We start from the raw sequence: 23,504 nt of genomic DNA on the forward strand, positions 1-23,504 counted from the left end.
CGCAACATTAACATTATATTCAAAATATGGCGCGCCGTACGGTAGCGTCAGCACCAAGGCGGAGCGCCCATGCAGTATAGTCAACTTAGTCAACCGCTACCGGACAACCCGACCTATATTGGTACAAATCTTATTTTAGCAAGTTTAAAATCGCAATTAATTCATTGCGTATCCACACGCGGTCCAGCGGCGCTTCCTGCGGCACGGCAGGCATGGCCGGCAGCACTGGCAGCTCGTCGGCGATGGCATGCGATGCGCCACGGCTGTCGAGCTTGTTGCGCGCGCCGCTGATGGTAAAGCCCTGCTCGTACAGCAATTCGCGGATGCGGCGTATCAGCAGCACCTCATGATGCTGATAATAACGGCGGTTGCCGCGTCGTTTGACCGGCTTGAGCTGGGAAAACTCCTGCTCCCAGTAGCGCAGTACATGCGGTTTGACGCCGCACAACTCGCTCACCTCGCCGATCGTGAAATAGCGTTTCGCCGGAATGGGCGGCAAGGGGGCGATCAACTCGGTTTTACTGATGCGCTCGTTCATCGCCACTCACTCAGGCAGCACGTGCCAGCGGACTGGTCTCTTCGACCATGCTTTTCAGCTTCTGGCTCGCATGAAAGGTCACGACACGGCGCGCCGTGATGGGAATCTCTTCACCCGTCTTCGGATTGCGGCCCGGCCGCTGCGGTTTGTCGCGCAACTGGAAATTGCCGAAACCGGACAGCTTGACGGCTTCGCCACGCTCGAGCGCATTGCGGATCTCGTCGAAAAAGGTCTCGACCATATCTTTCGCTTCGCGCTTGTTCAGGCCCACTTGCTCGAACAACAGTTCGGCAAGTTCCGCCTTGGTCAAGGTGGGTAAATCTTTTTCCGCTTCCTGGCGCACTTTGGCAACCAGCATGGCCCGATGCAAATCGGCGGCCAGTGCGGATTGCAGTACGGCGGAATCAACGTCGCTGTTATTAATTTTCCTGCCCTGCCTTTTCTGTGCGCCCGAGCTCGCCACATGGCAAGCTCGTCTACGATTGACGACGGAAAGGCCGTCACGCAAAAAGCGACGGCCAGTCCGGTAATTACGAACGCAGTTTCGCGTCGTGGCCCTGCTTGGCGGCATCGATCAGGACAGCCATCAGGCCATCGACCACATCGTCTTGCAGGGTGTTTTGAGTATCTTGCAAGCTAATCCGGAAAGCAAGGCTTTTTTCATCCGCTTCCAGACCTTTTCCACGATATTCATCAAATAAAACAATGGCTTGCACGATACGCGCCGCCGGGCTTGCCTTGGCGGCGGCATGGAAGCTGTCGAGCAGATCCTGCACGGCCACCGATTGCTTGACGACCACGGCCAGGTCGCGGCTGGCGCCAGGGAATTTCGAGATTTCCTGGTACACGGGCACGACTCTTTGCGTCAGGGCAGCGGCATCGACTTCGAACAGCACGGGCGCCAGCGGCAAGTCGTACTTTTGCATCCAGCGCGGGTGCAATTCCCCGATGAAACCGATGACCTTGCCATCGAGCTCCACGTTGGCCGAACGGCCCGGATGCAGGGCCGGATGTTCCGCCTTGGTGAAACGCAAGACCAGCGGCGCGAACAGCGCTTCCAGGTCCGCCTTCACGTCGAAGAAGTCGACCGTGCGGGACGGCTGGCCCCACTGTTCGTCGGCCACCGCGCCGTAGGCCATGGCGGCAACGCGCTTGGGCTGGGCATAGCCGGCCACCGACAAGGGGCCGTTTTGCACGCTGTCGTCGCGCTGGTAAATGGCGCCCACTTCGAAGATGCGCACGCGGTTCGTCTTGCGGTTCAGGTTGTAGCGCACGTTGGCGATCAGGCTGCCGATCAACGAGGAACGCATCACGCTCATCTGGCTGGCGATCGGGTTTTGCAATTTGATCGGGTTCGTGTTGCCCGAGAAATCGCGCTCCCATGCCGCATCGACAAAGCTCATGTTAACCACTTCCTGGAAGCCCAGGTCGGCCAGCTCATGACGTACCGCAAACAAGGAGCGGGTATTTTCCGGTGCGATCTGCATCACGTTCGCGGCCACGGGCGGCAAGGTCGGGATGTTTTCAAAGCCGTATACGCGCGCCACTTCCTCGATCAAGTCTTCCTCGATCTCGATGTCGAAACGGTAGCTGGGCGAGGTCACGGAAAACACGCCGTCCGCCAGGGTGAACGGCAGGGCCAGGCGCGTGAAGATGTCGGCGATCAGCGCATCGTTGAGCGGCACACCGATGACTTTTTGCGCGCGCGCCGTGCGCATGGTCACGGGCTGGCGTTGCGGCAAGTTCACCACGTGGTCGTCGACGGGGCCGACGGTGGTGGCCGGCGTGCCGCAGATTTCCACGATCAGGGCCGTGATACGCTCGATGTGCTCGACGGTGGTGGCGAAATCGACGCCGCGTTCGAAGCGGTGCGCCGCATCGGTCGAGAAATTCAAACGGCGGGCGCGGCCCTGGATGGCGTTCGGCCACCAGAATGCCGCTTCCAGGTAGATGCTGTCCGTATCGTCCGAGACCGAGCTGGCGTCGCCGCCCATGATGCCGGCCAGCGATTCGATTTCCTGGTCGTCCGCAATGACGCCGATCCACTCGTCGACGGCAACGGTGTTGCCATTCAAGAGCTTGACGGATTCGCCCGCCTTGCCCCAACGCACGTCGAGGCTGCCGTGGATCTTTGCCAGGTCAAACACGTGGCTGGGACGGCCCAGCTCCAGCATGACATAGTTGGAAATGTCGACCAGGGCCGACAGCGGACGCTGGCCGCTGCGCTCGAGGCGCTGCTTCATCCAGTCCGGCGTGGCTGCCTTGGCGTTCAAGCCGCGGATGACGCGGCCCGTGAAACGGCCGCACAGGTCCGGCGCGCTGACTTTCACGGGCAGGATTTCATCGCTGGAAACCGGCACGGTGCGGAACTGCGGCGCATTCAGGGGCACGCCCGTCAATGCCGACACTTCGCGCGCCACACCCAGCACGGACAGGCAGTCCGCCTTGTTCGGCGTCAACTTGATGGTGAATTTCAAGTCATTGAGGGCAAAGTAATCGCGGAAATTCTGGCCGATCGGCGCGTCGTCCGGCAATTCCATCAAGCCGGCGTTTTCTTCCGACAATTTCAATTCGCGCGCGGAGCACAGCATGCCTTGCGACTCGACGCCGCGCAGCTGGCCCACCTTGATTTCAAACGGCTTGCCATCGGCGCCAGGGGGCAGCACGGCGCCGGCCATTGCGCAGACGACTTTCAAGCCCGGACGCACGTTCGGCGCGCCGCAGACGATGTTGAGCATGGTGCCCGTGCCGACATCGACCTGGCATACATTCAGGCGGTCCGCGTTCGGATGTTTTTCCATCTCCAGGACCAGGCCCACCACCACGTTCGAGAACGGGGGCGCGACAGGATCGACGTCCTCGACTTCGAGACCGGACATGGTCAGCAGATGGGCCAGTTCGTCCGAAGTCATCTTCGGATCGACCATGGTACGGAGCCAGTTTTCGGAAAATTGCATAATCAAGCCTTCAAATGGTCAAAGCTCACAGCGCGAGCGCACGGGCGCTCCAGCGCCATGAATCAAACGGAACAACGCTTAGTTGAATTGCTTCAGGAAACGCAAGTCGCCTTCATAGAACAGGCGCAGGTCGTTGATGCCATAGCGCAGCATCGTCAAGCGTTCCAGGCCGGAGCCGAAAGCAAAACCGATGAATTTCTCGGGATCGAGGCCGAAGTTCTTCACCACGGTCGGATGCACCTGACCGGCGCCCGACACTTCCAGCCAGCGGCCCTTCAGGGGGCCGGAGCCGAAGGCGATGTCGATCTCGGCCGACGGTTCCGTGAACGGGAAGTACGACGGGCGGAAGCGCACCTGCAGGTCGTCCGTTTCGAAGAAGGCCTTGACGAAGTTCAGGTACACGCCCTTCAGGTCGGCAAAGCTGATGTCTTCGGCGATCCACAGGCCTTCGACCTGGTGGAACATCGGCGAATGGGTGGCGTCGCTGTCGACGCGGTAGGTGCGGCCCGGCGCGATGACCTTGATCGGCGGCGTATGCGTGCGCGCATAGCGCACCTGCATCGGGCTCGTGTGCGTGCGCAGCAGCAAGGGCTTGCCGTCGGTGTCGTTGCCATCGATGTAGAACGTGTCTTGCATGGAACGGGCTGGGTGGTTTTCCGGGCTGTTGAGCGCCGTGAAATTGGTCCAGTCGTTCTCGATTTCGGGGCCGTCGGCCACGTCGAAGCCGATCGAGCGGAAGATTTCCTCGACACGCTCCCACGTGCGCATCACGGGATGGATGCCGCCGGGCATGCGGCCACGGCCCGGCAGGCTCACGTCGATCGCTTCGGCGTTCAGACGGCCTTGCATCTGGGCATCAGCCAGCGCATCACGGCGCGCCGTCAGCGCGTCTTCGATCTGCACTTTGACGGCGTTGATCAGGGCGCCCTGCGCCTTGCGCGCGTCCGGGTCCAGTTTGCCCAGGCCCTTCATCATTTCGGTAATCTGGCCAGTCTTGCCCAGGTAGCGGGCTTTGGCGTTTTCAAGTGCGGCAGCGTCTGCGGCGGCGATAAAGTCAGCCTGGGCCGAGACGACGAGTTCTTCTAGGGAGTTCATGCGGCTTTTCCTGTTTTGGAAATCAATCCTGGATTTAGTAATCTAGAACCCAACAATCAAAAACGGAAACGGGGCATAAGGTTCACACCCTTGCCCCGCTCTTTTATAACGTCACCCTACGGATGACGTTGTGCAATGACCGATGCTTACGCAGCGATTTTTGCTTTCACTGCGTTGACAATCGCAGCGAATGCTGGCTTGTCCATCACAGCCATATCGGCCAGGACTTTACGGTCCAGTTCGATATTTGCTTTTTTCAAGCCGTTCATGAATACGCTGTACGTTACGCCATGCTCACGGGAAGCGGCGTTGATACGGGCGATCCACAGGCGGCGGAAAACGCGCTTCTTGTTGCGGCGATCGCGGTAAGCGTATTGGCCAGCGCGCATAACTGCTTGCTTGGCAACACGGTATACACGGCTGCGGCGACCACGGTAGCCTTTAGCTTGAACAAGAATCTTTTTATGACGGGCACGAGCTGTAACCCCACGTTTTACTCTAGGCATAGTAACTCCTTAAATTGAGTGTGAGATTAAGCAGTCGGCATCATGCGCATAACGGATGTGACATCCGATGCGTTGATGTTACGGGTACCGCGCAACTGACGTTTGTTCTTGGTGGTCTTCTTGGTCAGGATGTGGCGCTTGAACGCGTGACCCGACTTGACAGTTCCACCTGGACGCACGCGAAAACGTTTTTTCGCGGAGCTTTTGGTCTTCATTTTAGGCATAGCAATCTGTCCTCTTACGGACAGCTCCATTTATAACAGGATTGCAGGTGGCAACACGACGCTGCGCTTAGATGCCTGCTTTCACATGTTGTGCAGCGGATGCGAGTCCGCTACAGTTCACGCGGCCCGCACATTGCTGAGCGGGCCGCGCAAATTCTGCCTGGGGTTTGACGCCGCGCCAATGCTGGCACGCGCTGTGTCCACCCACAGTAAAACGCTATTGTAACTTACTTCTTCTTCTTAGGCGAAAGAACCATGATCATTTGGCGGCCTTCCATCTTCGGGAACTGCTCGACCTGGCCGTACGGCTCCAGATCGGCTTTCAGACGTTCCAGCATGCGGAAGCCAATATCCTGGTGCGCCATCTCACGACCGCGGAAACGCAAGGTGATCTTGGTTTTATCGCCATCTTCAAGGAACTTGATGAGATTACGCAACTTGATATTGTAGTCACCATCATCAGTCCCCGGACGGAATTTGACTTCCTTCACGAGGATGATCTTTTGCTTCAATTTGGCTTCGTGAGCTTTCTTTTGCTCCGAATACTTAAATTTGCCGTAGTCCATCAAACGGCACACCGGTGGCTGCGCGGTAGGCGCAATTTCCACCAGGTCGACGTTTGCCTCTTCCGCCAGGCGGAAGGCTTCAGCCAAACTTACGATACCGAGTGGCTCGTTATCGACCCCGCTTAAACGCATTTCAGGGGCAGTGATTTCGCCATTGATGCGATGTGACTTGTCAGTAGCTATTGTAATTTCCTTTAAAAATCTTGTAAGACGGTCGTGCAGCGAGTTTCCTCGTCAGGCCTTGGTGTCGACTTCATGTTTGAGTCGCTCAATCAGGGCATCGACGGACATGACGCCCAGATCGACATTGCCCCGCGCCCGCACGGCCACTGTATTCGCATCCCGCTCTTTGTCGCCAATTACTAAGATGTAAGGCAATTTTTGTACGGAATGTTCACGTATTTTATAGGTAATCTTCTCGTTACGCAAATCAGCCTGTACGCGCAGCCCCGCTTTGCGCAGTTTTGTTGTTACTTCTTGTACATAATCAGCTTGGGCGTCGGAAATATTCAACACTGACACTTGCACCGGCGACAGCCACAACGGCATGGCACCCGCATAGTGTTCGATCAGGATGCCGATGAAACGTTCCAGCGAACCCACGATCGCGCGGTGCAACATGATCGGCACCTGGCGCGTGTTGTCCACGGCCACGTATTCGGCACCCAGGCGGCCCGGCATCGACGGGTCGATCTGCACGGTGCCCACTTGCCATGCGCGGCCCAGACTATCCTTCAGGTGGTATTCGATCTTCGGACCATAGAACGCACCCTCGCCCGGCAATTCCGTCCATTCCACGCCGCAGGCGCGCAAGGCCGAACGCAGGGATTCCTCGGCGAAATCCCACGACTCTTCCGTGCCGATGCGGTTATCGGGACGCAAGGCCAGTTTCACGTCGATATTCGTGAAGCCGAATGCCGTGTACACATCCATCGCCTGCTGGTGGAACGCCGTCACTTCGCCGGCGATCTGCTCTTCCAGGCAGAAGATGTGGCCGTCATCCTGCGTAAAACCGCGCACGCGCATCATGCCGTGCAAGGCGCCCGACGGTTCGTTGCGGTGGCATTGACCGAATTCGCCGTAACGCAATGGCAAGTCGCGGTAGCTGCGCATGCCATTGTTGAAAATCTGGATATGGCCAGGGCAATTCATCGGTTTCAGCGCATAGGCGCGGTTTTCCGATTCCGTGATGAACATGTTTTCACGGTAATTATCCCAGTGACCGGTCTTTTCCCACAGGCCACGGTCGAGGATTTGCGGCGCCTTGACTTCCTGGTAGCCGTTGACCTGGTAGACATTGCGCATGTATTGCTCGACTTGCTGCCAGATCGACCAGCCTTTCGGGTGCCAGAAGATCAGGCCCGGCGCCTCTTCCTGGAAATGGAAGAAATCGAGCTGTTTGCCCAGCTTGCGGTGATCTCGCTTTTCCGCCTCTTCCAGGTTGTGCAGATACAGTTCCTGGTCTTCCTTCTTGGCCCAGGCCGTGCCATAGATACGCTGCAGCATCTCGTTTTTCGAGTCGCCGCGCCAGTAGGCACCGGCCAGCTTCATCAGCTTGAACACTTTCAGCTTGCCTGTCGACGGCACGTGGGGGCCGCGGCACAAGTCCGTGAACTTGCCTTCGGAATACAGCGACACTTCCTGGTCGGCCGGGATCGAGCCGATCAGTTCAGCCTTGTACGCTTCACCGATACTGTTGAAGTAGTCGATGGCTTCGTCGCGCGCGACAACCTTGCGCGTGACTTGCTCATCCTTCTTGGCCAGTTCCGCCATTTTCTTTTCGATCGCGACCAGATCTTCCGGCGTGAACGGACGCTTGTAGGCGAAGTCATAGTAAAAGCCGTTGTCGATCACGGGACCGATGGTCACTTGCGCGTCCGGGAACAATTCCTTGACGGCATACGCCAGCAAGTGGGCCGTCGAGTGGCGGATCACTTCCAGGCCATCGGCGTCCTTGTCCGTGACAATCGCCAATTCCGCGTCTTGCTCGATCAGATAGGAGGTATCGACCAGCTTGCCGTCGACCTTGCCCGCCAGGGCAGCCTTGGCCAGGCCGGTACCAATATTGGCCGCAACCTGGGCCACGGTGACCGGACCGTCAAATTGACGGGCGGAACCATCGGGAAGTCGGATTGTAAGCATATTGATCTCCATATCGGCGCTGGCGCCAGGTAAAACTGCAATGAATGGTGTGGACTGAAAAACTGAAAGGAAAACGCAGACGCAAAAAAACGCGGACTAGCCGCGTTTTTCACTTTTTTGAGACAAAGGAAACCCGTTCGACTAGCGTCACTCCCAAAGCTTGGTAGTAGTTCGCGGTGTCATAACCGGTTTTACCTTTCTCTCTAACTGCATTCTGGTGGGCGGTGAGGAATTCGAATCCCCGACCCCTTGGATGTCGACCAAGTATTCTAACCAGCTGAACTAACCGCCCGTAAAACTTTTGTTGATCATTGTATTTCAAATGACCGCTTGCGGCTTGCGCCAGCTTAAAACTCTTTAAAACCACTTACTGCTAAATTCTGGTGGGCGGTGAGGAATTCGAATCCCCGACCCCTTGGATGTCGACCAAGTATTCTAACCAGCTGAACTAACCGCCCCGAAGACCAGCATTATAGAGAGGCTTTCCCAGAATGACAAGGGCTGTTTTACAGGAAACTTTAATCTGTTTTTCATCCGCTTCCCGGGCGTCAGCCTCCTTTATAGAGAGTCGGCCCGGCACACGCGGAATGCCGCTAGAATCGCGGCATGAACTCCACTCTATTCGCCTGGCTGAAAACCCTGAGCCGCATCTGCGGTTTTGAAACGGCCGACTGCTTCCCGCCCAATCATCCCTATGCGCGCACGCGCTGGGAAGCCGCGTATTTCGATATCGCCTCCGACGTGAAGCCCGACGAGATCGAACGGCGCATCTGCGCGGCCATCGCCAACACGCCGAGCGTCTTCGCCTACATCAGCAATCCCACGCCGCGCATGCAGCGCGCGCTGCTGAACGTGATCCACGACCGGCTGCGGCGCCAGCCCGGCGCGGGCGCCACGGACCTGGTCTTGTTATTGATCAATGCCTACGCCAGCCCCCACATCACGGAAGCCGTGCCCGGCCTGCGCACCTTGATCTACAACACGGAACACGAAGACACGAATCTGCGCGTGCATGCGATCCTGGAATTGCTGGTCGGCACGCCACGGGGGCTGGACGTGATCGACATGTAATCGTCATGCATGATTGGCGGGAACGTAGCGCGCCCGCAAGCGCATGAACGGCGTTTCCACCACTCTATACAAGAGCCAGCCCGTCAAGATGCTGACGGCGACACTGACCAGTATCGCCGGCGCGCCGTCCGGCCCATACCCCATATCCTGCAACACCGGCCGCAGCAGGATGCACAGCTGCTTGTGCAGCAGGTAAATCGCATACGACCACAGGGCCAGGCTGGCCGCGCCCGGCACGCGCAGTTTATATAATGCACTGCCGGGACTGAGCGCGGCGATCAGCAGCAAGCTGAAACTGGCGGCCAGGGCCGGATAGCCGAACACGGTCACCGCATAGCCATAATGATCGGTGAGAAACATGTAAAACATCAGCGCCGTGCCGACCATTCCCGCCAGCAAGGTGCGGTTGCCGTGCGATGTCAGGCGCGTCCAGGCGGTCGGGTGGTAATTCTTCAGCAGCGCCAGCGCCACGCCCGCCACCAGTTCGTCAAAACGGCACCACGAGGCATAGTAAATGTACTTGTAATAGCCGAGGCCGCCGCGCGGCAGGTGCACGTATTCATCCCACAGGTAGGCGCGCGCCAGCATGCCGACGATCAAACTGGCGGCCACGGCCAGCCACGCCCACAGCAGCGACTTGCGGCAGGCGGCGATCAACAACGCCACGGCCGGCAGCAGCACGTAGAACTGCTCTTCCACGCACAGCGACCACGCATGGGAAAACGCCGTGCCCGGCGTCAGATTGATGTTTTGCGTAAAGGTCAGGAATTTCCACAGGGGCAGCAGCGCGCTGTCGCCGCGAAACGCGGGCCACACATAATACAAAGCCAGCACGACATAAAAATTGGGCAAGGTGCGCAGGAAACGCCGCGCATAGAAACGGGGCAAGGAAAATCCGTGCTCGCTGCGCAGGGCCGCGAAGATCTGGTTGCCGATCAGATAGCCGCTGAGGGCAAAGAACAGGTCCACACCCGTCCAGCCGATTTCTCCCCAGAAACCAAACGCCCCGCCCTCGCTGACGAACAGCAAATAGTGGTTCATGAAGACGAGCACGATGGCCAGCGCGCGCAAGGTATCGAGGCCATACAGGCGGGAAGGATGGGACGTACTGGACATGGAATCGGCAAGGGAAAACAACGGTGGCGCCGATCATGCCACGCCAGAGTGCGGCATGGCCACATTTTTGCAGGCGTGCACGGCGAATCCCGCTAAAATATGCCGACCCCGCTTTCCCTTCCCGCAACAGCATAGGATATGTCCAGCATGAGCAGCGCACTCCACTTCAAGTCCATCAACTACACGGGCCAGGGCAGCGGCCCGCGCCTGATCGTCACCGGCGCCGTGCACGGCAATGAAACCTGCGGCACCAAGGGCATCCACCGCGTGATGGCTGAACTCGACAGCGGCGCCCTCTCGATTCTGGCCGGCAGCGTCACCTTCGTGCCCATCACCAACCCGCTGGCCTACGCCAAGGGCGTGCGCAGCGGCGACCGCAACCTGAACCGCAATCTGTTTCCGAACGACAATCCACAAGATTTCGAAGACCGCATCGCCAATTGGCTGTGCCCTTTGCTGGGCCAGCACGACGTGCTGCTCGACTTGCACTCGTTCAATGCCGACAGCCAGCCCTTCGTCATGGTGGGGCCGCGCAACAACGATGGCCCGCTGCAACCGTTTCAACACGAAGACAAGGAACGCGCGCTGGCGCGCCGCCTGGGCGTGCGCCGCTTCGTCGACGGCTGGCTGCATGCGTATGGCCAGGGCGTACAGCGCCGCCTGGGCAATAGCGATCAGGTGGGCCTGGTCTTGCGCTATGGCGTGGGCACGACGGAATACATGCGCTCGACGGGCGGCTATGCGCTGACCCTGGAATGCGGCCAGCACGCGGACCCGGCCGCGCCGGACGTGGCTTACCGCGCCATCATGAACACCCTGGCCTTCCTCGGCTTCATCGATGCGCCGCAGCCTGAACCGATCGCCGACACGGACATGGAAGCGTTGAACATGGTCGTCGTGCACGACAAGCTGCATGCAAGCGACCGCTTCATCAAGACCTGGTCCAGCTTTGACAAGGTCAAACAGGGCGAGCAGATCGGCGTGCGCGCGGACGGCACGCCCGTGACGGCCGAATTCGACGCCTACATCCTCTTCCCGGACGTCAACGCGCAAGCCAATGCCGAGTGGTATTACCTGGCGCGGGTGGCCAGCAGCTTCTGATCAATGCCCCACTGATTTGGAGAAAAGATTAATCACCAGCACGCCGGCAATGATCAGCCCCAGGCCGATCAGGGCCGGCGTATCGAGGCTTTGCTTGAACCAGAACCAGCCCACGGCGGAAATGAGCACGATGCCCACGCCCGACCAGATCGCATACACGATGCCGGTAGGAATAACCTTCAAGGTCAGGGACAAACACCAGAAGGCGATGCTGTAGCCGACAACGGTGATGACACTGGGCCACAAACGGCTGAAGCCCTCGGATGCCTTCAAGGCGCTGGTGGCGATGACTTCGGCGATGATGGCGATGGCCAGGTAGAAATACGTCATGGTGAGACTCATGCTGGCATCCTTTATTGCGGGCTGAGCAATTTCAAGCCCAGGATGCCGGAGACGATCAGGGCGATGCAGGCGATGCGCGCGGCGCTGGCCGGTTCGCCCAGCACCATGATGCCGAAGATGGCCGTGCCCACGGTGCCGATGCCCGTCCAGATGGCGTAGGCAGTGCCCAGAGGCAAGGTGCGCAAGGCCAGGCCCAGCATCACCACGCTGCCCAGCATGGACACCGCCGTCAAGACGGAGGGCACGAGACGGGTAAAACCGGCGCTATATTTGAGGCCGATGGCCCAGCCGATTTCCAGCAAGCCCGCCAATACCAGAATGATCCACGCCATCTATTTCTCCCGAGGCGGCAGGGTCGTCCCCGCCATGCAGCCCCCACATCGAGCGGGGTCGTCCCCACAGGAGCAAAAGGAAAAGTATACCATCGGGTGAAAACTCTTGCCGCAAGCACATTTTTTCTAGTGCGGCCGCTCCAATCAAATATTGCCAAAAAACATGCTTGTGGCAGCATAATTGCTACATCCACTCACTCTCGGGAACAATGATGCTGCTACTGGCCCAAATCCTTACCGCCCTCATCCTGCTGCTGCACGTCTATATCGTGCTGCTGGAAACCGTGCTGTTCGATGCGCGCGGGCGCAAGGTGTTTGGCTTGTCCAAGGAAAAAGCGGAGATCGTGCGCCCCGCCATGTCGAACCAGGGCTGCTACAACGGTTTTCTTGTCGCCGCGCTGGCGCTGGGCTTTTTTCACCCGGACGCGGCCGTCGCCCATGCATTCACCGTCTTCGGCCTGGCCTGCATCGCCGTGGCCGGCGTGTGGGGCGCGGCGACCGTCATGACGCGCATCCTCTATCTGCAAACGGTGCCTGCCGTCATCGCCCTGCTGCTGTTCCACTTCGCCTGATACCTGCCTGAAAAATCCGCCCGCCAGCACGTTTTTTATTTATATCGTAAAATTCCGATATTGGAATTCACAAAAGACGATACATATATCGCTTGAAGACGAACATCGACCAGGAGAAACAGCATGGACATCGACGCCATCCACAAGGCGCTGGCCAATCCGGTACGGCGGCAGATTTTGCAGTGGCTGAAGGAGCCGGAGCAGTATTTTTGCGAACAGGACCATCCGCTCGACTTTGGAGTCTGCGCCGGCCTGATCGACCGGCGGCTGGGGTTGTCGCAATCGACGGTCTCGGCGCACTTGGCCACCCTGCAAAAGGCCGGTTTAATTTCCGCCAGAAAAGTTGGCCAATGGAGCTTTTTCAAGCGCAATGAAGCCACCATCCAGGCCTTTCTGGACCACATGCAGCAAGGTTTGTAACAGCACCCCCCATCCATATCGCCGTTCGCGGCATTCTCGACAGGAAAGATAGCAACCATGGCAACTTTATTCGACCCCATCACCATAGGCAGCCTGCAACTGAAAAATCGCATCATCATGGCGCCGCTGACGCGTTCGCGCGCCGGTAATCCTGGCCGCGTGCCCAACGCCCTGATGGCCGAGTACTACACGCAGCGCGCCTCGGCCGGCATGATCATCTCGGAAGCGACGGCCGTCACGCCGCAGGGCGTGGGCTATGCCGACACGCCCGGCATCTGGTCCGACGAGCAGGTGGAAGGCTGGAAACACATCACCAAGGCCGTGCATGACGCGGGCGGCCTGATCGTGCTGCAACTGTGGCACGTGGGCCGCATTTCCGCACCCGTCTTCCTCGATGGCGACCTGCCCGTGGCCCCCAGCGCCGTCAAGCCGGCCGGCCATGTCAGCCTGGTGCGCCCGAAACAGGAATACGTCACGCCGCGCGCGCTCGATGCGGAAGAAATTCCCGGCATCGTGGCAGCCTACCGCCTGGGCGCCGAAAATGCGAAAAAAGCGGGCTTCGACGGCGTGGAAATCCATGGCGCCAATGGTTATCTGCTCGACCAGTTCCTGCAAGACAGCACCAACTTGCGCACCGATAACTACGGCGGCTCGATTGAAAACCGTGCCCGTTTGATGCTGGAAGTGACGGACGCGTGCATCGAAGTATGGGGCGCCGACAGGGTCGGCATGCATCTGGCGCCGCGCCGCGACGCGCACGACATGGGCGATTCGAACCCGCGCGCCACCTTCGGCTATGTGGCGCGCGAGCTGGGCAAACGGGGCATCGCCTTCATCTGCGCGCGCGAAGCGCTCGGTGAAGACCGCCTGGGCCCGTACCTGAAGCAGGAATTTGGCGGCGTGTACATTGCCAATGAGAAAATGGACAAGGCGGCGGCCGAAGCCTTGCTGGCCAAGGGCGAAGCCGATGCCGTGGCCTTTGGCCTGTGGTTCATCGCCAACCCCGACCTGCCCATCCGCCTGCGCAGCGACGCGCCGCTCAACCCGCTGAACCCGGACACCCTGTACGCGCCGGACGCGACCGGCTACACGGACTACCCGGCACTGGCGGCACAAGCCTGAACAGCGCCCTGAGCACGAGCGGCTCTGCGCCGCTCATTCCCCCACGCGGCGGGCGCAACGACACAAACGCAGTTCGCTGCGCAATGATCGTGGCGGCCGCCGTTTTTGCCTGTCTTTCAGCGCCATCGGCGCCGTGCCGGCCGGGCCGGGCGGCGCGCCTGCACGCTGCTGAAGACGCGGCGTATCACTTCGGCCGGTACCGCATGCTCGCGCAAATAGGCCGTCGCCACCGTCCGGCCCAGGGCGTGATGAAACGCCACGCCACGCTCGACGAGCTCGGCCATCACTTTGTCCGTTCGGACATTATTTCCGTGTACATCATCGACACTGTTTTTCATGCCATGGCTCCCTATCGGGTGAATCAACCCTGCATCAAGTTTTGACCACATACCGTGCATTTAGTGCCCGGCACAGGAAGCAAGCATGGTTAAAATGGCAGTACAAACGGCGCCGACACCGCATGGATAGCGGCCTCGGCTGCTTGTCGCCACCGCCAGCCCCGTATAAAATGCCTGCGCAGAATTTTTGCTTCAAGGAAAATGGCCACCAGCGCCATCCCATTAAAACAGTGTCACTGAAGGGTATCAATGGACGATTTATTTGTACAAGCGGGCGACTTGCCGACCTGGCACCAGCGCTGTGCGCTGCGCGTGCTGCACCTGTTCGGCTGGCGCCTGCGCTTCCGCCCCTTGCCGGGGCCGCGCGGCATCGCCGTCGTCTACCCGCACACGTCCAACTGGGATTTCATGGTGGGCCTGTTCGGCAAATGGGCGCTGTCCTTGCCGTTCCGCTGGCTGGCCAAGGATTCGCTGTTCCGCGGCCCCATGGGCAAGGTGCTGCTCTATCTCGGCGGCGAACCCGTCGACCGCAGTACCACCAGCGGCACGATCCAGCGCCAGGCCGAACGCATGCTGGCCGCAGACTGGTACTGGCTGGCCATCACGCCGGAAGCGACGCGCAGCTACCGCCCGAACTGGAAAAGCGGCTTTTATCACCTGGCCGTCGCCGCCAAGGTGCCGCTGCTGCTGGTCTACATCGACTACCCGAACAAGGTGCTGGGCGTCGTCGACCATTTATACTTGACGGGCGACAAGGAGGCCGACATGGCGGCGATTGCCGCCGTGTATGCGGGCCACCAGGGCTTGCATCCTGAAATGGCGGCGCCCATCGTGCTGTCCGACAAGCGCCCCGGCGCGTAAGCCGCTCAAGCAACCCCCATCAGCACCACGCCGGCGGCCGTCAAGGCCACGCCGGCCACACGCAGCACGCGCTCGGCCAGCACCTGGCCGACGACACGTCCCGCACACAGCAGCATGGCCGAGGCCAGCATGAAGCCGCACGCGGCCGAGGCGGCCGGCAATTCCTGGCCATGCGCATTGCCATGCGCGAGCGCAAATACGCCCACCAATCCCAAGCCTAGCCAGTTCGGCAAGGCCAGCGCCAGCGCGATGGCCAGTCCCACCAGCGCCACCGTGGCGGCGATGCCCGTTTCCAGCCCGGGCACCGTCAAGCCCGCCATGCCGGCAAGCGCGCCGAGCAGCATCATGCCGAGAAACGTGACGGGCTGGCCCCAGCCGCGGCGCTGCTGGCCGCCCCAGAGACCCACGCCCAGCATGGCCAGCAAATGGTCGATGCCCGTGAACGGATGGGCGAAGCCGGCCAGAAAGCCCACGCTGTCGCCGTGACCGGGATGGGCCATCGCGGGCAAGGCCAGCAGGCACAGGGCCGCCACGGCGGCTGTTTTCTTCGTCAGTGTTGCGCTCATTGCAGCTCCTTGCCTGGTTGATCGAGCAAACCTTGCTCGCGGATAAAATCGATGACGATCTGCACGCCGTCGCCGCTGCGCAGGTTGGTAAACACGAAGGGGCGCTCGCCGCGCATGCGCCTGGCATCCTGCGCCATCACGTCGAGGTTGGCGCCCACATACGGCGCCAGGTCCGTCTTGTTGATGATCAACAAATCGGAGCGCGTGATGCCGGGGCCGCCCTTGCGCGGGATTTTTTCGCCGCCGGCCACGTCGATCACGTAGATCGTCAGGTCCGACAGTTCCGGGCTGAAGGTGGCGGCCAGATTGTCGCCGCCCGATTCGACCAGGATCAAATCAAGATGCGGAAAATCTGCCTGCATGCGCGCGATCGCTTCCAGGTTGATCGACGCGTCCTCGCGGATCGCCGTGTGCGGGCAGCCGCCCGTCTCCACGCCCATCAGGCGTTCGGCCGGCAAGGCATCGGCGCGCAGCAGGATTTCCATGTCTTCCTTGGTGTAGATGTCGTTCGTGATGACGGCCATGTCGTAGCGCTCACGCATACCCTTGCACAGCATTTCGCACAGGGCCGTCTTGCCCGAGCCGACGGGCCCGCCGATGCCCACGCGCAAGGGATTGGAGGTAATCGAAGTCATGTTTGCTCTCTCATTGAATAGTTCAGGAACGGTACAAGCGGCTGTACTGCACTTCGTGCCGCATCGACAGCAGCGACAGGCCTGGCGCCCAGTTGCCCATCTCGTCGTCTGGTAACATTTGCGCCGTGAGGGCCGCCGCTTCCAGGTCCGGCCGCAGCGACAGCAGCAAACGCTGGCCCGCCACCTGCCCCAGCGGCACGGATTTCACGCAGACGAGCACCTGGTTTTCCGCCCAGGCGAACAGCATGGCCAGCAGCGCTTCCTCGCGCGGAATGGCCAGCGCCGCCACGGCGCAGGCATACGCGGTGGGTAAAGCCACTTCCGGTTCGCCCTGCAGCATGTCGATCAAGACGCCATCGGCCACGCCCAGCTCGGCCAGCAGCTTGGTCAAGGAATAGCCCATCTGGATGGTTTCGGCGCGAAATTCCGCCGTATCGCGCGAAGCGATGAAACGCTCGCTCCAGCGCTGCACGGCGCCCAGGTCCTGCGCTGCAAACGCCTGCATCAAGCGCCAGCACAGGGGCGCTTCCCAACGCGCCACCACCTGCGCCAGATGCTGCACAATCCACTCGCGCGCCGTGGCCGCATCCGTCACCAGGCCCGATTCGAGCGCCGCTTCCAGCCCCTGCGAATAGCTGTAGGCGCCGATCGGCAAGGCCGGGCTGGCGAACTGCAGCAGATGCAGCAGGGCCGACGCCTGCATCACGCAGTGTCACCGGGGCGGTGGATTTTCTGCCGCAGCGGCACTGGCGCCAGCAAGTGCTGGCCGTGGCCGTCATGGTGGCCATGGCCGCCGCCATACGCGCCCGCTTCCGGTTCGAACGGCGCGCTTTCTTCCGTCACGGTCGCCCGCAAGCCTTCGAGCATTTCCTTGAGCACCACATCCTTGCGGATGCGCAAAAAGCCGTCGCCCACCTGCGCCTGCGTGTGGCGGTTCCCCAGGTGGAAAGCGCAGCGCAGCAAGGTGTGCGCATCCGCGCAGCGCACCAGATAGGTCGGTTCGCGCGCGGCGACGATCTGCACCACCTGCCCGCCCGGCCCCGTCATGCGCTCGCCGTCGCGCAGCACCGTGCCGCGCACGGTGAACACGGCCACGTCCTCGCCATTCGACAGCACGGCGCGCAGCCGGCATTTTTCGCGCTGGTCGTAGGGCAGCACGAGTTGGGCAGCGGCGGCGCGAGGATCGTCAGCCGCCAGTTTGGTATGCAAAGTCAGCATGATGTCTCCCGCTTAAAATAGAAAATAGCGCTGCGCCATGGGCAGCACGGCGGCCGCCTCGCACACGAGCAGCTGGCCGTCGGCGCGCACGGCGTAGGTTTCCGGGTCCACTTCCATGTGCGGCGTGGCGCCGTTGTGGATCATGTCGTGCTTGCGCAAGCCGCGCATGTTCTTCACGGCGATGACGGATTTATTGAGTTTGAGCTGGTGCCCGATATCGAGGTCGTAGGCCGCCTGCGAGACAAAGGTGAACGATTTTTTCAGGCCGCCGCCGAAGGCGCCGAACATCATGCGGTAATGCACGGGCTGCGGCGTGGGGATCGAGGCGTTCGGGTCGCCCATCTGCGCGGCGGCGATCATGCCGCCTTTTAAAATCATCGATGGCTTGACGCCGAAAAACGCGGGCTTCCACAGGACGATGTCGGCGATCTTGCCCGCCTCTATGGAACCGACCACGTGCGAAATCCCGTGCGTGATGGCCGGGTTGATCGTGTACTTGGCGACGTAGCGCTTGGCGCGGAAATTGTCGCTGCGTGCCGTGTCGGGCGCCAGGGCGCCCCGCTGCACCTTCATCTTGTGCGCCGTCTGCCAGGTGCGCATGATCACTTCGCCGACTCGCCCCATCGCCTGCGAATCGGACGACATCATCGAGATGGCGCCGATATCGTGCAGAATGTCTTCGGCGGCGATGGTTTCGCGGCGGATGCGCGACTCGGCAAAGGCCACGTCTTCGGCAATGGCCGGGTCCAGGTGGTGGCACACCATCAGCATGTCCAGGTGCTCGTCGAGCGTGTTGACGGTGAAGGGGCGCGTGGGGTTGGTCGACGAGGGCAGCACGTTGGACTGGCCCACGGCGGCGATGATGTCGGGCGCATGGCCGCCGCCCGCCCCTTCCGTGTGAAACGTGTGGATGGTGCGGTCCTTGAAGGCGGCCAGGGTGTGCTCGAGAAATCCGCCCTCGTTGAGGGTGTCGCTGTGCAGCGCCACCTGGATATTCATGCGGTCCGCGACGGACAGGCAATTGTCGATGGCGGCCGGCGTGCTGCCCCAGTCCTCGTGCAGTTTCAGGCCGATGGCGCCCGCGCGCACCTGTTCTTCCAGCGGCAGCGGCAAGCTGACGTTACCTTTGCCCATGAAGCCCAGGTTCATCGGAAAGGCGTCGGCGGCCGTCAGCATGGCGTGCAAGTGCCACGGTCCCGGCGTGCAGGTGGTGGCGGCCGTGCCCACGGCCGGCCCCGTGCCGCCGCCCAGCATGGTGGTCACGCCGCTCATCAGGGCTTCCTCGATCTGCTGCGGGCAGATGAAATGGATGTGCGTGTCGACGCCGCCGGCAGTGACGATCATGCCTTCGCCGGCGATGATTTCCGTGGCGCCGCCGATGGGGAGCGTGACGCCGGGCTGGATATCGGGGTTGCCCGCCTTGCCGATGCCGAAGATCAGCCCGTTTTTCAGGCCGATGTCGGCCTTCACGATGCCCCAGTGGTCGAGGATGACGGCATTCGTGATGACGGTGTCCATCACCTCGGCCGCGCAGCGCTGCGACTGGCCCATGCCGTCGCGGATCACCTTGCCGCCGCCGAATTTCACTTCTTCGCCGTAGATCGCGTAGTCATGCTCGATCTCGATGAACAGTTCCGTGTCGGCCAGGCGGATGCGGTCGCCCTTGGTGGGGCCGAACATCTCGGCATACGCGCTGCGGGGAATGCTGGCCATCTCAATCCTTTCCCGGTGGTGTGTCTTGCAGTTCGCCCATCACTTCGCCGTTGAAGCCGTAGACCTTGCGTTCGCCCGCCAGCGCCACCAGTTCCACCGTGCGCTGCTGGCCCGGTTCGAAGCGCACGGCCGTGCCGGCCGTGATATTGAGGCGCATACCGTAGGCACGCCAGCGCTCGAAGGCCAGCGCCGGATTGACTTCAAAAAAGTGAAAGTGCGAGCCGACCTGGATGGGCCGGTCGCCACGGTTGGCCACCACCACGGTGGCCGTGGCGCGCCCCGCATTCAAGCTGATTTCGCCTTCTTCCAATTGGTATTCGCCTGGGGTCATGAGGGGCTCCTGTCAATGTCGCTTGTAGGTTACGGTATCGGGTGGTGCACGGTCACCAGCTTGCTGCCATCGGGGAACGTCGCTTCCACCTGGATGTCGGGGATCATCTCGGCGATGCCGTCCATGACGTCGGCGCGCGAGAGTATCTTGGTGCCGTCCGACATCAGCTGCGCCACCGACTTGCCGTCGCGCGCGCCCTCCATGATGGCGGCGCTGATCAGGGCCACCGCTTCCGGGTAATTCAATTTCAAGCCGCGCGCCAGGCGCCGTTCGGCCAGCAGCGCGGCCGTAAAAATGAGCAGCTTGTCTTTTTCGCGGGGAGTCAGATCCATGGTTTTCCTTGCGCTTCTTTCCTGATTAAGTGTTCCAGATGCTAAGTGTTCCAGATGCGGGGCACGACGGCGTCGCGTCCCAGCATGGCGGGGCGCAGCAACTGCCAGGCGGCCAGCATGATGCGGCGCGCCGCCTCGCTGTCGCCGCACAGCAGGCGCACCACCACCAGCGATTTCATGTGCGTGGCGCCAAACGCGGCTCCTTCCGGCACGGCGATGTCGCGCACGGCCGCCAGCACGGCGGAAGAAACGGGCCGGCCGACGGCGATCAGGGTGGCGCATACCGTGTGCCCGCCCAATCCCAGCGGGCTGGCCATCAGGGCGCCGCCGGCAGCCAGCACACCCTGCTCCCACCACAGCAGCTTGCCGCCGCGGCGGATCTGCACCTGCTGGCTGATGCTGCCCGTGTTAAAAATTTCGCCTGCGGCGCTGCGGCCCAGGCAAACGATGTCGCAGCCGATGTAGCCGGCGTCCGCCGCCAGGTCCACCTCATGGCGCAGGCGCACGCAGGCCTGGTCGAAGAAAATGCTTTCCTGCGGCAGCCACTCGATGGCGGCGCCGCTGCCCGCGCGCAGCACGATGTGCTGGCCCGAGACATGGCCGTTGGCGCGGTACCATTTGGCGGCGCCCGGCGACGTGAGCAAGGCGTGTGCGCCCTCGCCCGCCGTGGCGTCGACGGCCAGCTGGTCGCCGCCCACCACGCCGCCGGGCGGATGGATGATGATGGCGTGGCAGACGGCATCGCCTTCCGGATACAGGGGCTTTTGCACGCGCAGGGGGCCGCTGTGCGTGCGTTCGACGAGGCGGCTGACGCCATCGTGCAGCGCGAAGCCCAGGCGCAGGTGCGCCTGCCAGGCGCCGTGTGCGCTGGCTGGTGGAGGCATGACTGGGTGGCTGCTGTCTGGCATGCGGGCAATCGCGTAAATAAGCGATTACCTAAGCAGGATATGTGCCAGCATCAGGTGAAGGAAACGTGAGAATTGTGCACCGCGTTGCAGCGAATGCACCGCCATAGTGCAGCGACCGCACCGCGGCGCTTATGCCTCGGCCATGGCCAGGGTGCGCCGTTCGCGCAGCAAGGCCGTAAACAGTGCGGCGCCCAGGGGGCGGCTGAAATAATAGCCCTGCATTTCGTCGCAGCCGTGTTCCGTCAGGAAGGCGACCTGCTCGCGCGTTTCCACGCCTTCGGCGATGACGCGCATGTCGAGGTTGTGCGCCAGCGAGATGACGGAACGGGCGATGGCCGCGTCGCTGCTGCTGGTGGTGACGTCGTCGACAAAGGATTTGTCGATCTTCAGCACGTCGATGGGAAAGCGCTTCAGGTAACCGAGGCTGGAATAGCCGGTGCCGAAGTCGTCGAGCGAAATGCCTACGCCGATGTCCTTCAGGCGCGTGAGGGCCGCCACGGCCTTGTCCGGGTCGCCCATCACCGTGCTTTCCGTGATCTCGATGCCCAGGCAGGCGGGCGCGATGCCGTACTTGCGCAGGGCCGCCTCGACGAAGGGCACCGTGCGGTCCTGCGCGAACTGCTTGCCGGACAGGTTGACGGCCACCTTGATGCTGCCCAGGCCCGCATCGTGCCACACGCGGATCTGCGCACACACGCTTTCAAGCACCCATTCTCCGATAGCCGTGATCAAGCCATATTCCTCGGCCAGCGCGATGAACAGGCCGGGCGGCACCTTGCCCAGCACAGGATTATTCCAGCGCAATAACGCTTCCGCGCCCAGCATGGCGCCCGTGCGCAAGCACATCTGCGGCTGGTAATGCACTTCGAATTCATCGCGGCCGATGGCGCCGCGCAGCTGCTGCTGCATGGCCAGGCGGGCGCGGATATCGCTGCCCATGCGCTCCGTGAAGAAGGCGTAGTGGTCGCGCCCCATTTCCTTGGCGCGCACGAGGGCCGTGTCGGCGTGGCGCAGCACGTCGTCGAGGCTGTCGCCGTCTGCCGGGCACATGGCGATGCCGATGCTGGTGGTCAGCGCCAGGCGCTCGCCGTCAACACTCAATTCTTCGCGCAAGCCGGCCAGGATGGTTTGCGCCAGCCCCAGGGTACGTCCCAGCAGGGCATCGTCCTGCAGCAGGATCTGGAATTCGTCGCCGCCCTGGCGCACCACGGTGTCACCCTCGCGTACGCAGCCGGACAGGAAGCGCGCCACCACCTGCAGCGCCTTGTCGCCGACGGCCTGGCCGTGCGAATCGTTGATGTTCTTGAAGCGGTCCAGGTCCAGGCACATCAGCACCACCTGCTGGCTGTCGCGCACGGCGTTCGCGCGCGCCTGTTCGAAGCGCTCGCGCAGCAGCACGCGGTTCGGCAAACCCGTCAGCGCGTCGTGGTAGGAAAGGAAATCGATCAGATGCTGCTCGGCCTTGCGCTCGCTGATGTCGAGGAACACGCCCACATAGTTGACGACGGCGCCATCGGGCCCGTGCACGGTGGAGACGCTGAGCAGGCAGGGATAGGTGTCGCCGCTCTTGCGCCGCGTCTGCACCTCGCCCGACCAGCAGCCGCTGCTGCGCAAGCCCTGGCGCAGGGCCAGCAGCACCGCTTCGCCCGTGTATTCGGCATGCAGGCGCATGATGTCCGTGCCCACCACTTCCTGCGCCGCGTAGCCGGTGATGCGGGTAAAGGCGGGATTGGCCGTGACGATGATGCCGGCCGGATCGGTGATCAGGATGGCGTCCTGGGTCGCTTCGAAGACCTGGCCCGACAGGCGCAGCAATTCTTCATTGGCGCGGCGGATCTGCACTTCGCGCGCCAGCGTGCTGGCCACCTGTTCCAGTTCGGCCGTGCGTTCGGCCACCCGGCGTTCCAGGTTGGCGCGCTCCTGCGCCAGCTGCAGCTGCGCCCGCGCCAGACGCACGTGGGCATCGGTGCGGGCGAGGATTTCCTCGGCCTGGAAGGGCTTGGCGATGAAATCGACGGCGCCCAGCGCAAAGCCGCGCACCTTGTCGTCCGTATCGTACTGGGCCGACAGGAAGATCACCGGCACCTGCTGCAGGGACGGTATCTCCTTCAGGCGGCGGCACACTTCAAAGCCGTCGAGGCCGGGCATGCGCACGTCGAGCAGGATCAGCTCCGGCGGGCGCGCCTGGGCCGTCCACAGAGCCAGTTCGCCGTTCGGCGCCTGGCGCACCGCGTAGCCGGCGCCGCCCAGCAAATCGCTCAACAGCTTCAGCGAAGCCGGCGTATCTTCAACGATCAGTACTTCGCCCTTCGAATTCACTTCCGAAAAATCGCGGTGCATGTAGCAGTTCTCTCAGCTTTGGATGAGGCGCGGCGGTCCGTTGCCACGCTGGACAAGACATTTTCTTTGCGATGAACTACGTACTATCATCATAATCTTTATTGCAATTTAGCACCATCCATCGGCCCTACTTAGTCCGTCTTTTCAGCGAAACCGAT

27 protein-coding genes and 2 tRNA genes are annotated in these 23,504 nt (G+C 61.6%); 7 read left to right on the forward strand and 22 right to left on the reverse strand.

The features are described 5' to 3' along the window. Positions 1-130: 130 nt before the first annotated feature. The 10 genes from JAB4_RS19500 to JAB4_RS19545 all read right to left on the reverse strand — a co-directional run bounded on the left by JAB4_RS19500 (position 131) and on the right by JAB4_RS19545 (position 8,486). A complete protein-coding gene (locus tag JAB4_RS19500) occupies positions 131-538 on the reverse strand; it encodes a MerR family transcriptional regulator (RefSeq protein WP_070217963.1) in 408 nt (135 codons plus the stop codon). Between the two features lie 10 nt (positions 539-548). Then, the gene (locus tag JAB4_RS19505; protein ID WP_010399205.1) at positions 549-896 is read right to left on the reverse strand and encodes an integration host factor subunit alpha; all 348 of its coding nucleotides are present in this window, start codon (positions 894-896) and stop codon (positions 549-551) included. A gap of 172 nt (positions 897-1,068) precedes the next feature. Further along, complete coding sequence (gene pheT / locus JAB4_RS19510; protein ID WP_070217966.1) at positions 1,069-3,495, reverse strand: phenylalanine--tRNA ligase subunit beta; 2,427 nt, start codon at positions 3,493-3,495, stop codon at positions 1,069-1,071. A 78-nt stretch (positions 3,496-3,573) separates the two neighbouring features. After that, positions 3,574-4,590, reverse strand: a complete 1,017-nt coding sequence (gene pheS, locus JAB4_RS19515; RefSeq protein ID WP_070217968.1) for a phenylalanine--tRNA ligase subunit alpha — start codon at positions 4,588-4,590, stop codon at positions 3,574-3,576. 146 nt (positions 4,591-4,736) lie between these two features. Beyond that, complete coding sequence (rplT, locus tag JAB4_RS19520) at positions 4,737-5,096, reverse strand: 50S ribosomal protein L20 (protein ID WP_010399214.1); 360 nt, start codon at positions 5,094-5,096, stop codon at positions 4,737-4,739. Between the two features lie 26 nt (positions 5,097-5,122). After that, positions 5,123-5,320 carry a 50S ribosomal protein L35 gene (gene rpmI / locus JAB4_RS19525; protein WP_038493025.1) on the reverse strand — a complete coding sequence of 66 codons (198 nt, stop codon included), beginning with the start codon at positions 5,318-5,320 and terminating at the stop codon, positions 5,123-5,125. Positions 5,321-5,547: 227 nt separating this feature from the next. Continuing rightward, positions 5,548-6,069 carry a translation initiation factor IF-3 gene (gene infC, locus JAB4_RS19530; protein ID WP_071650129.1) on the reverse strand — a complete coding sequence of 174 codons (522 nt, stop codon included), beginning with the start codon at positions 6,067-6,069 and terminating at the stop codon, positions 5,548-5,550. Positions 6,070-6,120: 51 nt separating this feature from the next. Next, positions 6,121-8,028, reverse strand: a complete 1,908-nt coding sequence (thrS, locus tag JAB4_RS19535; RefSeq protein WP_070218007.1) for a threonine--tRNA ligase — start codon at positions 8,026-8,028, stop codon at positions 6,121-6,123. A gap of 215 nt (positions 8,029-8,243) precedes the next feature. After that, positions 8,244-8,320, reverse strand: a tRNA-Val gene (locus tag JAB4_RS19540). Between the two features lie 89 nt (positions 8,321-8,409). Continuing rightward, positions 8,410-8,486: transfer RNA gene (locus JAB4_RS19545), tRNA-Val, on the reverse strand. A gap of 148 nt (positions 8,487-8,634) precedes the next feature. On the opposite strand from JAB4_RS19545, the gene JAB4_RS19550 reads away from it, so the two are divergent. Beyond that, positions 8,635-9,099 carry a hypothetical protein gene (locus tag JAB4_RS19550; protein WP_070217970.1) on the forward strand — a complete coding sequence of 155 codons (465 nt, stop codon included), beginning with the start codon at positions 8,635-8,637 and terminating at the stop codon, positions 9,097-9,099. Between the two features lie 3 nt (positions 9,100-9,102). On the opposite strand, the gene JAB4_RS19555 is transcribed toward JAB4_RS19550, so the two are convergent. Then, positions 9,103-10,215, reverse strand: coding sequence for an acyltransferase (locus JAB4_RS19555; protein WP_070218009.1), 1,113 nt, complete (start codon positions 10,213-10,215; stop codon positions 9,103-9,105). A 147-nt stretch (positions 10,216-10,362) separates the two neighbouring features. On the opposite strand from JAB4_RS19555, the gene JAB4_RS19560 reads away from it, so the two are divergent. Then, complete coding sequence (locus JAB4_RS19560; RefSeq protein ID WP_070217977.1) at positions 10,363-11,316, forward strand: succinylglutamate desuccinylase/aspartoacylase family protein; 954 nt, start codon at positions 10,363-10,365, stop codon at positions 11,314-11,316. On the opposite strand, the gene JAB4_RS19565 is transcribed toward JAB4_RS19560, so the two are convergent. Together JAB4_RS19565 and sugE are read right to left on the reverse strand one after the other, a co-directional pair. Continuing rightward, entirely contained in the window at positions 11,317-11,646 is a 330-nt protein-coding gene (locus tag JAB4_RS19565) for an SMR family transporter (RefSeq protein WP_070217979.1), read from the reverse strand. A 23-nt stretch (positions 11,647-11,669) separates the two neighbouring features. Next, on the reverse strand, positions 11,670-11,990 hold the full coding sequence (gene sugE, locus JAB4_RS19570; RefSeq protein WP_070217981.1) for a quaternary ammonium compound efflux SMR transporter SugE: 321 nt from the start codon (positions 11,988-11,990) through the stop codon (positions 11,670-11,672). Between the two features lie 212 nt (positions 11,991-12,202). Here sugE and JAB4_RS19575 point away from each other — a divergent pair, with 212 nt between their 5' ends. From JAB4_RS19575 to JAB4_RS19595, 5 genes are all read left to right on the forward strand, one after another. Continuing rightward, complete coding sequence (locus JAB4_RS19575) at positions 12,203-12,562, forward strand: DUF1304 domain-containing protein (protein ID WP_083287000.1); 360 nt, start codon at positions 12,203-12,205, stop codon at positions 12,560-12,562. A gap of 123 nt (positions 12,563-12,685) precedes the next feature. Then, positions 12,686-12,982: a helix-turn-helix transcriptional regulator gene (locus tag JAB4_RS19580; RefSeq protein WP_070217983.1), complete on the forward strand. Its 297-nt coding sequence runs from the start codon at positions 12,686-12,688 to the stop codon at positions 12,980-12,982. Positions 12,983-13,039: 57 nt separating this feature from the next. Beyond that, on the forward strand, positions 13,040-14,104 hold the full coding sequence (locus tag JAB4_RS19585) for an alkene reductase (protein WP_070217984.1): 1,065 nt from the start codon (positions 13,040-13,042) through the stop codon (positions 14,102-14,104). An 83-nt stretch (positions 14,105-14,187) separates the two neighbouring features. Further along, positions 14,188-14,487 (forward strand): hypothetical protein, encoded by a 300-nt coding sequence (locus JAB4_RS19590; protein WP_139143561.1) that lies wholly within the window; start codon positions 14,188-14,190, stop codon positions 14,485-14,487. 204 nt (positions 14,488-14,691) lie between these two features. Then, entirely contained in the window at positions 14,692-15,303 is a 612-nt protein-coding gene (locus tag JAB4_RS19595; protein WP_070217985.1) for a 1-acyl-sn-glycerol-3-phosphate acyltransferase, read from the forward strand. 5 nt (positions 15,304-15,308) lie between these two features. Here JAB4_RS19595 and JAB4_RS19600 read toward each other — a convergent pair whose 3' ends face one another. The 9 genes from JAB4_RS19600 to JAB4_RS19640 form a co-directional block, all read right to left on the reverse strand. Further along, a complete protein-coding gene (locus tag JAB4_RS19600) occupies positions 15,309-15,869 on the reverse strand; it encodes a HupE/UreJ family protein (protein WP_070300510.1) in 561 nt (186 codons plus the stop codon). Beyond that, entirely contained in the window at positions 15,866-16,504 is a 639-nt protein-coding gene (gene ureG, locus JAB4_RS19605; protein ID WP_070217989.1) for an urease accessory protein UreG, read from the reverse strand. Before ureG ends, JAB4_RS19600 begins: the two co-directional genes overlap by 4 nt. A 22-nt stretch (positions 16,505-16,526) precedes the next feature. After that, positions 16,527-17,207, reverse strand: a complete 681-nt coding sequence (locus JAB4_RS19610) for an urease accessory protein UreF (protein WP_070217991.1) — start codon at positions 17,205-17,207, stop codon at positions 16,527-16,529. Then, complete coding sequence (gene ureE, locus JAB4_RS19615) at positions 17,207-17,722, reverse strand: urease accessory protein UreE (RefSeq protein ID WP_070217993.1); 516 nt, start codon at positions 17,720-17,722, stop codon at positions 17,207-17,209. The genes JAB4_RS19610 and ureE overlap by 1 nt, the downstream gene beginning before the upstream one ends. Before the next feature lie 12 nt (positions 17,723-17,734). Next, on the reverse strand, positions 17,735-19,435 hold the full coding sequence (gene ureC / locus JAB4_RS19620) for an urease subunit alpha (protein WP_070217995.1): 1,701 nt from the start codon (positions 19,433-19,435) through the stop codon (positions 17,735-17,737). A 1-nt stretch (position 19,436) separates the two neighbouring features. Further along, the gene (locus tag JAB4_RS19625; RefSeq protein WP_034751935.1) at positions 19,437-19,766 is read right to left on the reverse strand and encodes an urease subunit beta; all 330 of its coding nucleotides are present in this window, start codon (positions 19,764-19,766) and stop codon (positions 19,437-19,439) included. 29 nt (positions 19,767-19,795) lie between these two features. Next, the gene (locus JAB4_RS19630) at positions 19,796-20,098 is read right to left on the reverse strand and encodes an urease subunit gamma (protein ID WP_034751936.1); all 303 of its coding nucleotides are present in this window, start codon (positions 20,096-20,098) and stop codon (positions 19,796-19,798) included. A gap of 41 nt (positions 20,099-20,139) precedes the next feature. Then, on the reverse strand, positions 20,140-20,982 hold the full coding sequence (locus tag JAB4_RS19635; RefSeq protein WP_070217997.1) for an urease accessory protein UreD: 843 nt from the start codon (positions 20,980-20,982) through the stop codon (positions 20,140-20,142). A 153-nt stretch (positions 20,983-21,135) separates the two neighbouring features. After that, on the reverse strand, positions 21,136-23,346 hold the full coding sequence (locus tag JAB4_RS19640) for a GGDEF domain-containing response regulator (RefSeq protein WP_070217999.1): 2,211 nt from the start codon (positions 23,344-23,346) through the stop codon (positions 21,136-21,138). Between the last annotated feature and the right edge of the window lie 158 nt (positions 23,347-23,504).

The organism is Janthinobacterium sp. HH102, from assembly GCF_001758625.2.
Classification (GTDB): Bacteria; Pseudomonadota; Gammaproteobacteria; order Burkholderiales; family Burkholderiaceae_D; genus Janthinobacterium.

What these genes read in the sequence shown, in the direction of transcription:
- JAB4_RS19500 (WP_070217963.1), bottom strand. Translation starts at nt 538, where the DNA reads ATGAACGAGCGCATCAGTAAAACCGAGTTGATCGCCCCCTTGCCGCCC.
- JAB4_RS19505 (WP_010399205.1), bottom strand. Translation starts at nt 896, where the DNA reads ATGCTGGTTGCCAAAGTGCGCCAGGAAGCGGAAAAAGATTTACCCACC.
- pheT (WP_070217966.1), bottom strand. Translation starts at nt 3,495, where the DNA reads ATGCAATTTTCCGAAAACTGGCTCCGTACCATGGTCGATCCGAAGATG.
- pheS (WP_070217968.1), bottom strand. Translation starts at nt 4,590, where the DNA reads ATGAACTCCCTAGAAGAACTCGTCGTCTCGGCCCAGGCTGACTTTATC.
- rplT (WP_010399214.1), bottom strand. Translation starts at nt 5,096, where the DNA reads ATGCCTAGAGTAAAACGTGGGGTTACAGCTCGTGCCCGTCATAAAAAG.
- rpmI (WP_038493025.1), bottom strand. Translation starts at nt 5,320, where the DNA reads ATGCCTAAAATGAAGACCAAAAGCTCCGCGAAAAAACGTTTTCGCGTG.
- thrS (WP_070218007.1), bottom strand. Translation starts at nt 8,028, where the DNA reads ATGCTTACAATCCGACTTCCCGATGGTTCCGCCCGTCAATTTGACGGT.
- JAB4_RS19550 (WP_070217970.1), top strand. Translation starts at nt 8,635, where the DNA reads ATGAACTCCACTCTATTCGCCTGGCTGAAAACCCTGAGCCGCATCTGC.
- JAB4_RS19555 (WP_070218009.1), bottom strand. Translation starts at nt 10,215, where the DNA reads ATGTCCAGTACGTCCCATCCTTCCCGCCTGTATGGCCTCGATACCTTG.
- JAB4_RS19560 (WP_070217977.1), top strand. Translation starts at nt 10,363, where the DNA reads ATGAGCAGCGCACTCCACTTCAAGTCCATCAACTACACGGGCCAGGGC.
- JAB4_RS19565 (WP_070217979.1), bottom strand. Translation starts at nt 11,646, where the DNA reads ATGACGTATTTCTACCTGGCCATCGCCATCATCGCCGAAGTCATCGCC.
- sugE (WP_070217981.1), bottom strand. Translation starts at nt 11,990, where the DNA reads ATGGCGTGGATCATTCTGGTATTGGCGGGCTTGCTGGAAATCGGCTGG.
- JAB4_RS19575 (WP_083287000.1), top strand. Translation starts at nt 12,203, where the DNA reads ATGCTGCTACTGGCCCAAATCCTTACCGCCCTCATCCTGCTGCTGCAC.
- JAB4_RS19580 (WP_070217983.1), top strand. Translation starts at nt 12,686, where the DNA reads ATGGACATCGACGCCATCCACAAGGCGCTGGCCAATCCGGTACGGCGG.
- JAB4_RS19585 (WP_070217984.1), top strand. Translation starts at nt 13,040, where the DNA reads ATGGCAACTTTATTCGACCCCATCACCATAGGCAGCCTGCAACTGAAA.
- JAB4_RS19590 (WP_139143561.1), top strand. Translation starts at nt 14,188, where the DNA reads ATGATCGTGGCGGCCGCCGTTTTTGCCTGTCTTTCAGCGCCATCGGCG.
- JAB4_RS19595 (WP_070217985.1), top strand. Translation starts at nt 14,692, where the DNA reads ATGGACGATTTATTTGTACAAGCGGGCGACTTGCCGACCTGGCACCAG.
- JAB4_RS19600 (WP_070300510.1), bottom strand. Translation starts at nt 15,869, where the DNA reads ATGAGCGCAACACTGACGAAGAAAACAGCCGCCGTGGCGGCCCTGTGC.
- ureG (WP_070217989.1), bottom strand. Translation starts at nt 16,504, where the DNA reads ATGACTTCGATTACCTCCAATCCCTTGCGCGTGGGCATCGGCGGGCCC.
- JAB4_RS19610 (WP_070217991.1), bottom strand. Translation starts at nt 17,207, where the DNA reads ATGCAGGCGTCGGCCCTGCTGCATCTGCTGCAGTTCGCCAGCCCGGCC.
- ureE (WP_070217993.1), bottom strand. Translation starts at nt 17,722, where the DNA reads ATGCTGACTTTGCATACCAAACTGGCGGCTGACGATCCTCGCGCCGCC.
- ureC (WP_070217995.1), bottom strand. Translation starts at nt 19,435, where the DNA reads ATGGCCAGCATTCCCCGCAGCGCGTATGCCGAGATGTTCGGCCCCACC.
- JAB4_RS19625 (WP_034751935.1), bottom strand. Translation starts at nt 19,766, where the DNA reads ATGACCCCAGGCGAATACCAATTGGAAGAAGGCGAAATCAGCTTGAAT.
- JAB4_RS19630 (WP_034751936.1), bottom strand. Translation starts at nt 20,098, where the DNA reads ATGGATCTGACTCCCCGCGAAAAAGACAAGCTGCTCATTTTTACGGCC.
- JAB4_RS19635 (WP_070217997.1), bottom strand. Translation starts at nt 20,982, where the DNA reads ATGCCTCCACCAGCCAGCGCACACGGCGCCTGGCAGGCGCACCTGCGC.
- JAB4_RS19640 (WP_070217999.1), bottom strand. Translation starts at nt 23,346, where the DNA reads ATGCACCGCGATTTTTCGGAAGTGAATTCGAAGGGCGAAGTACTGATC.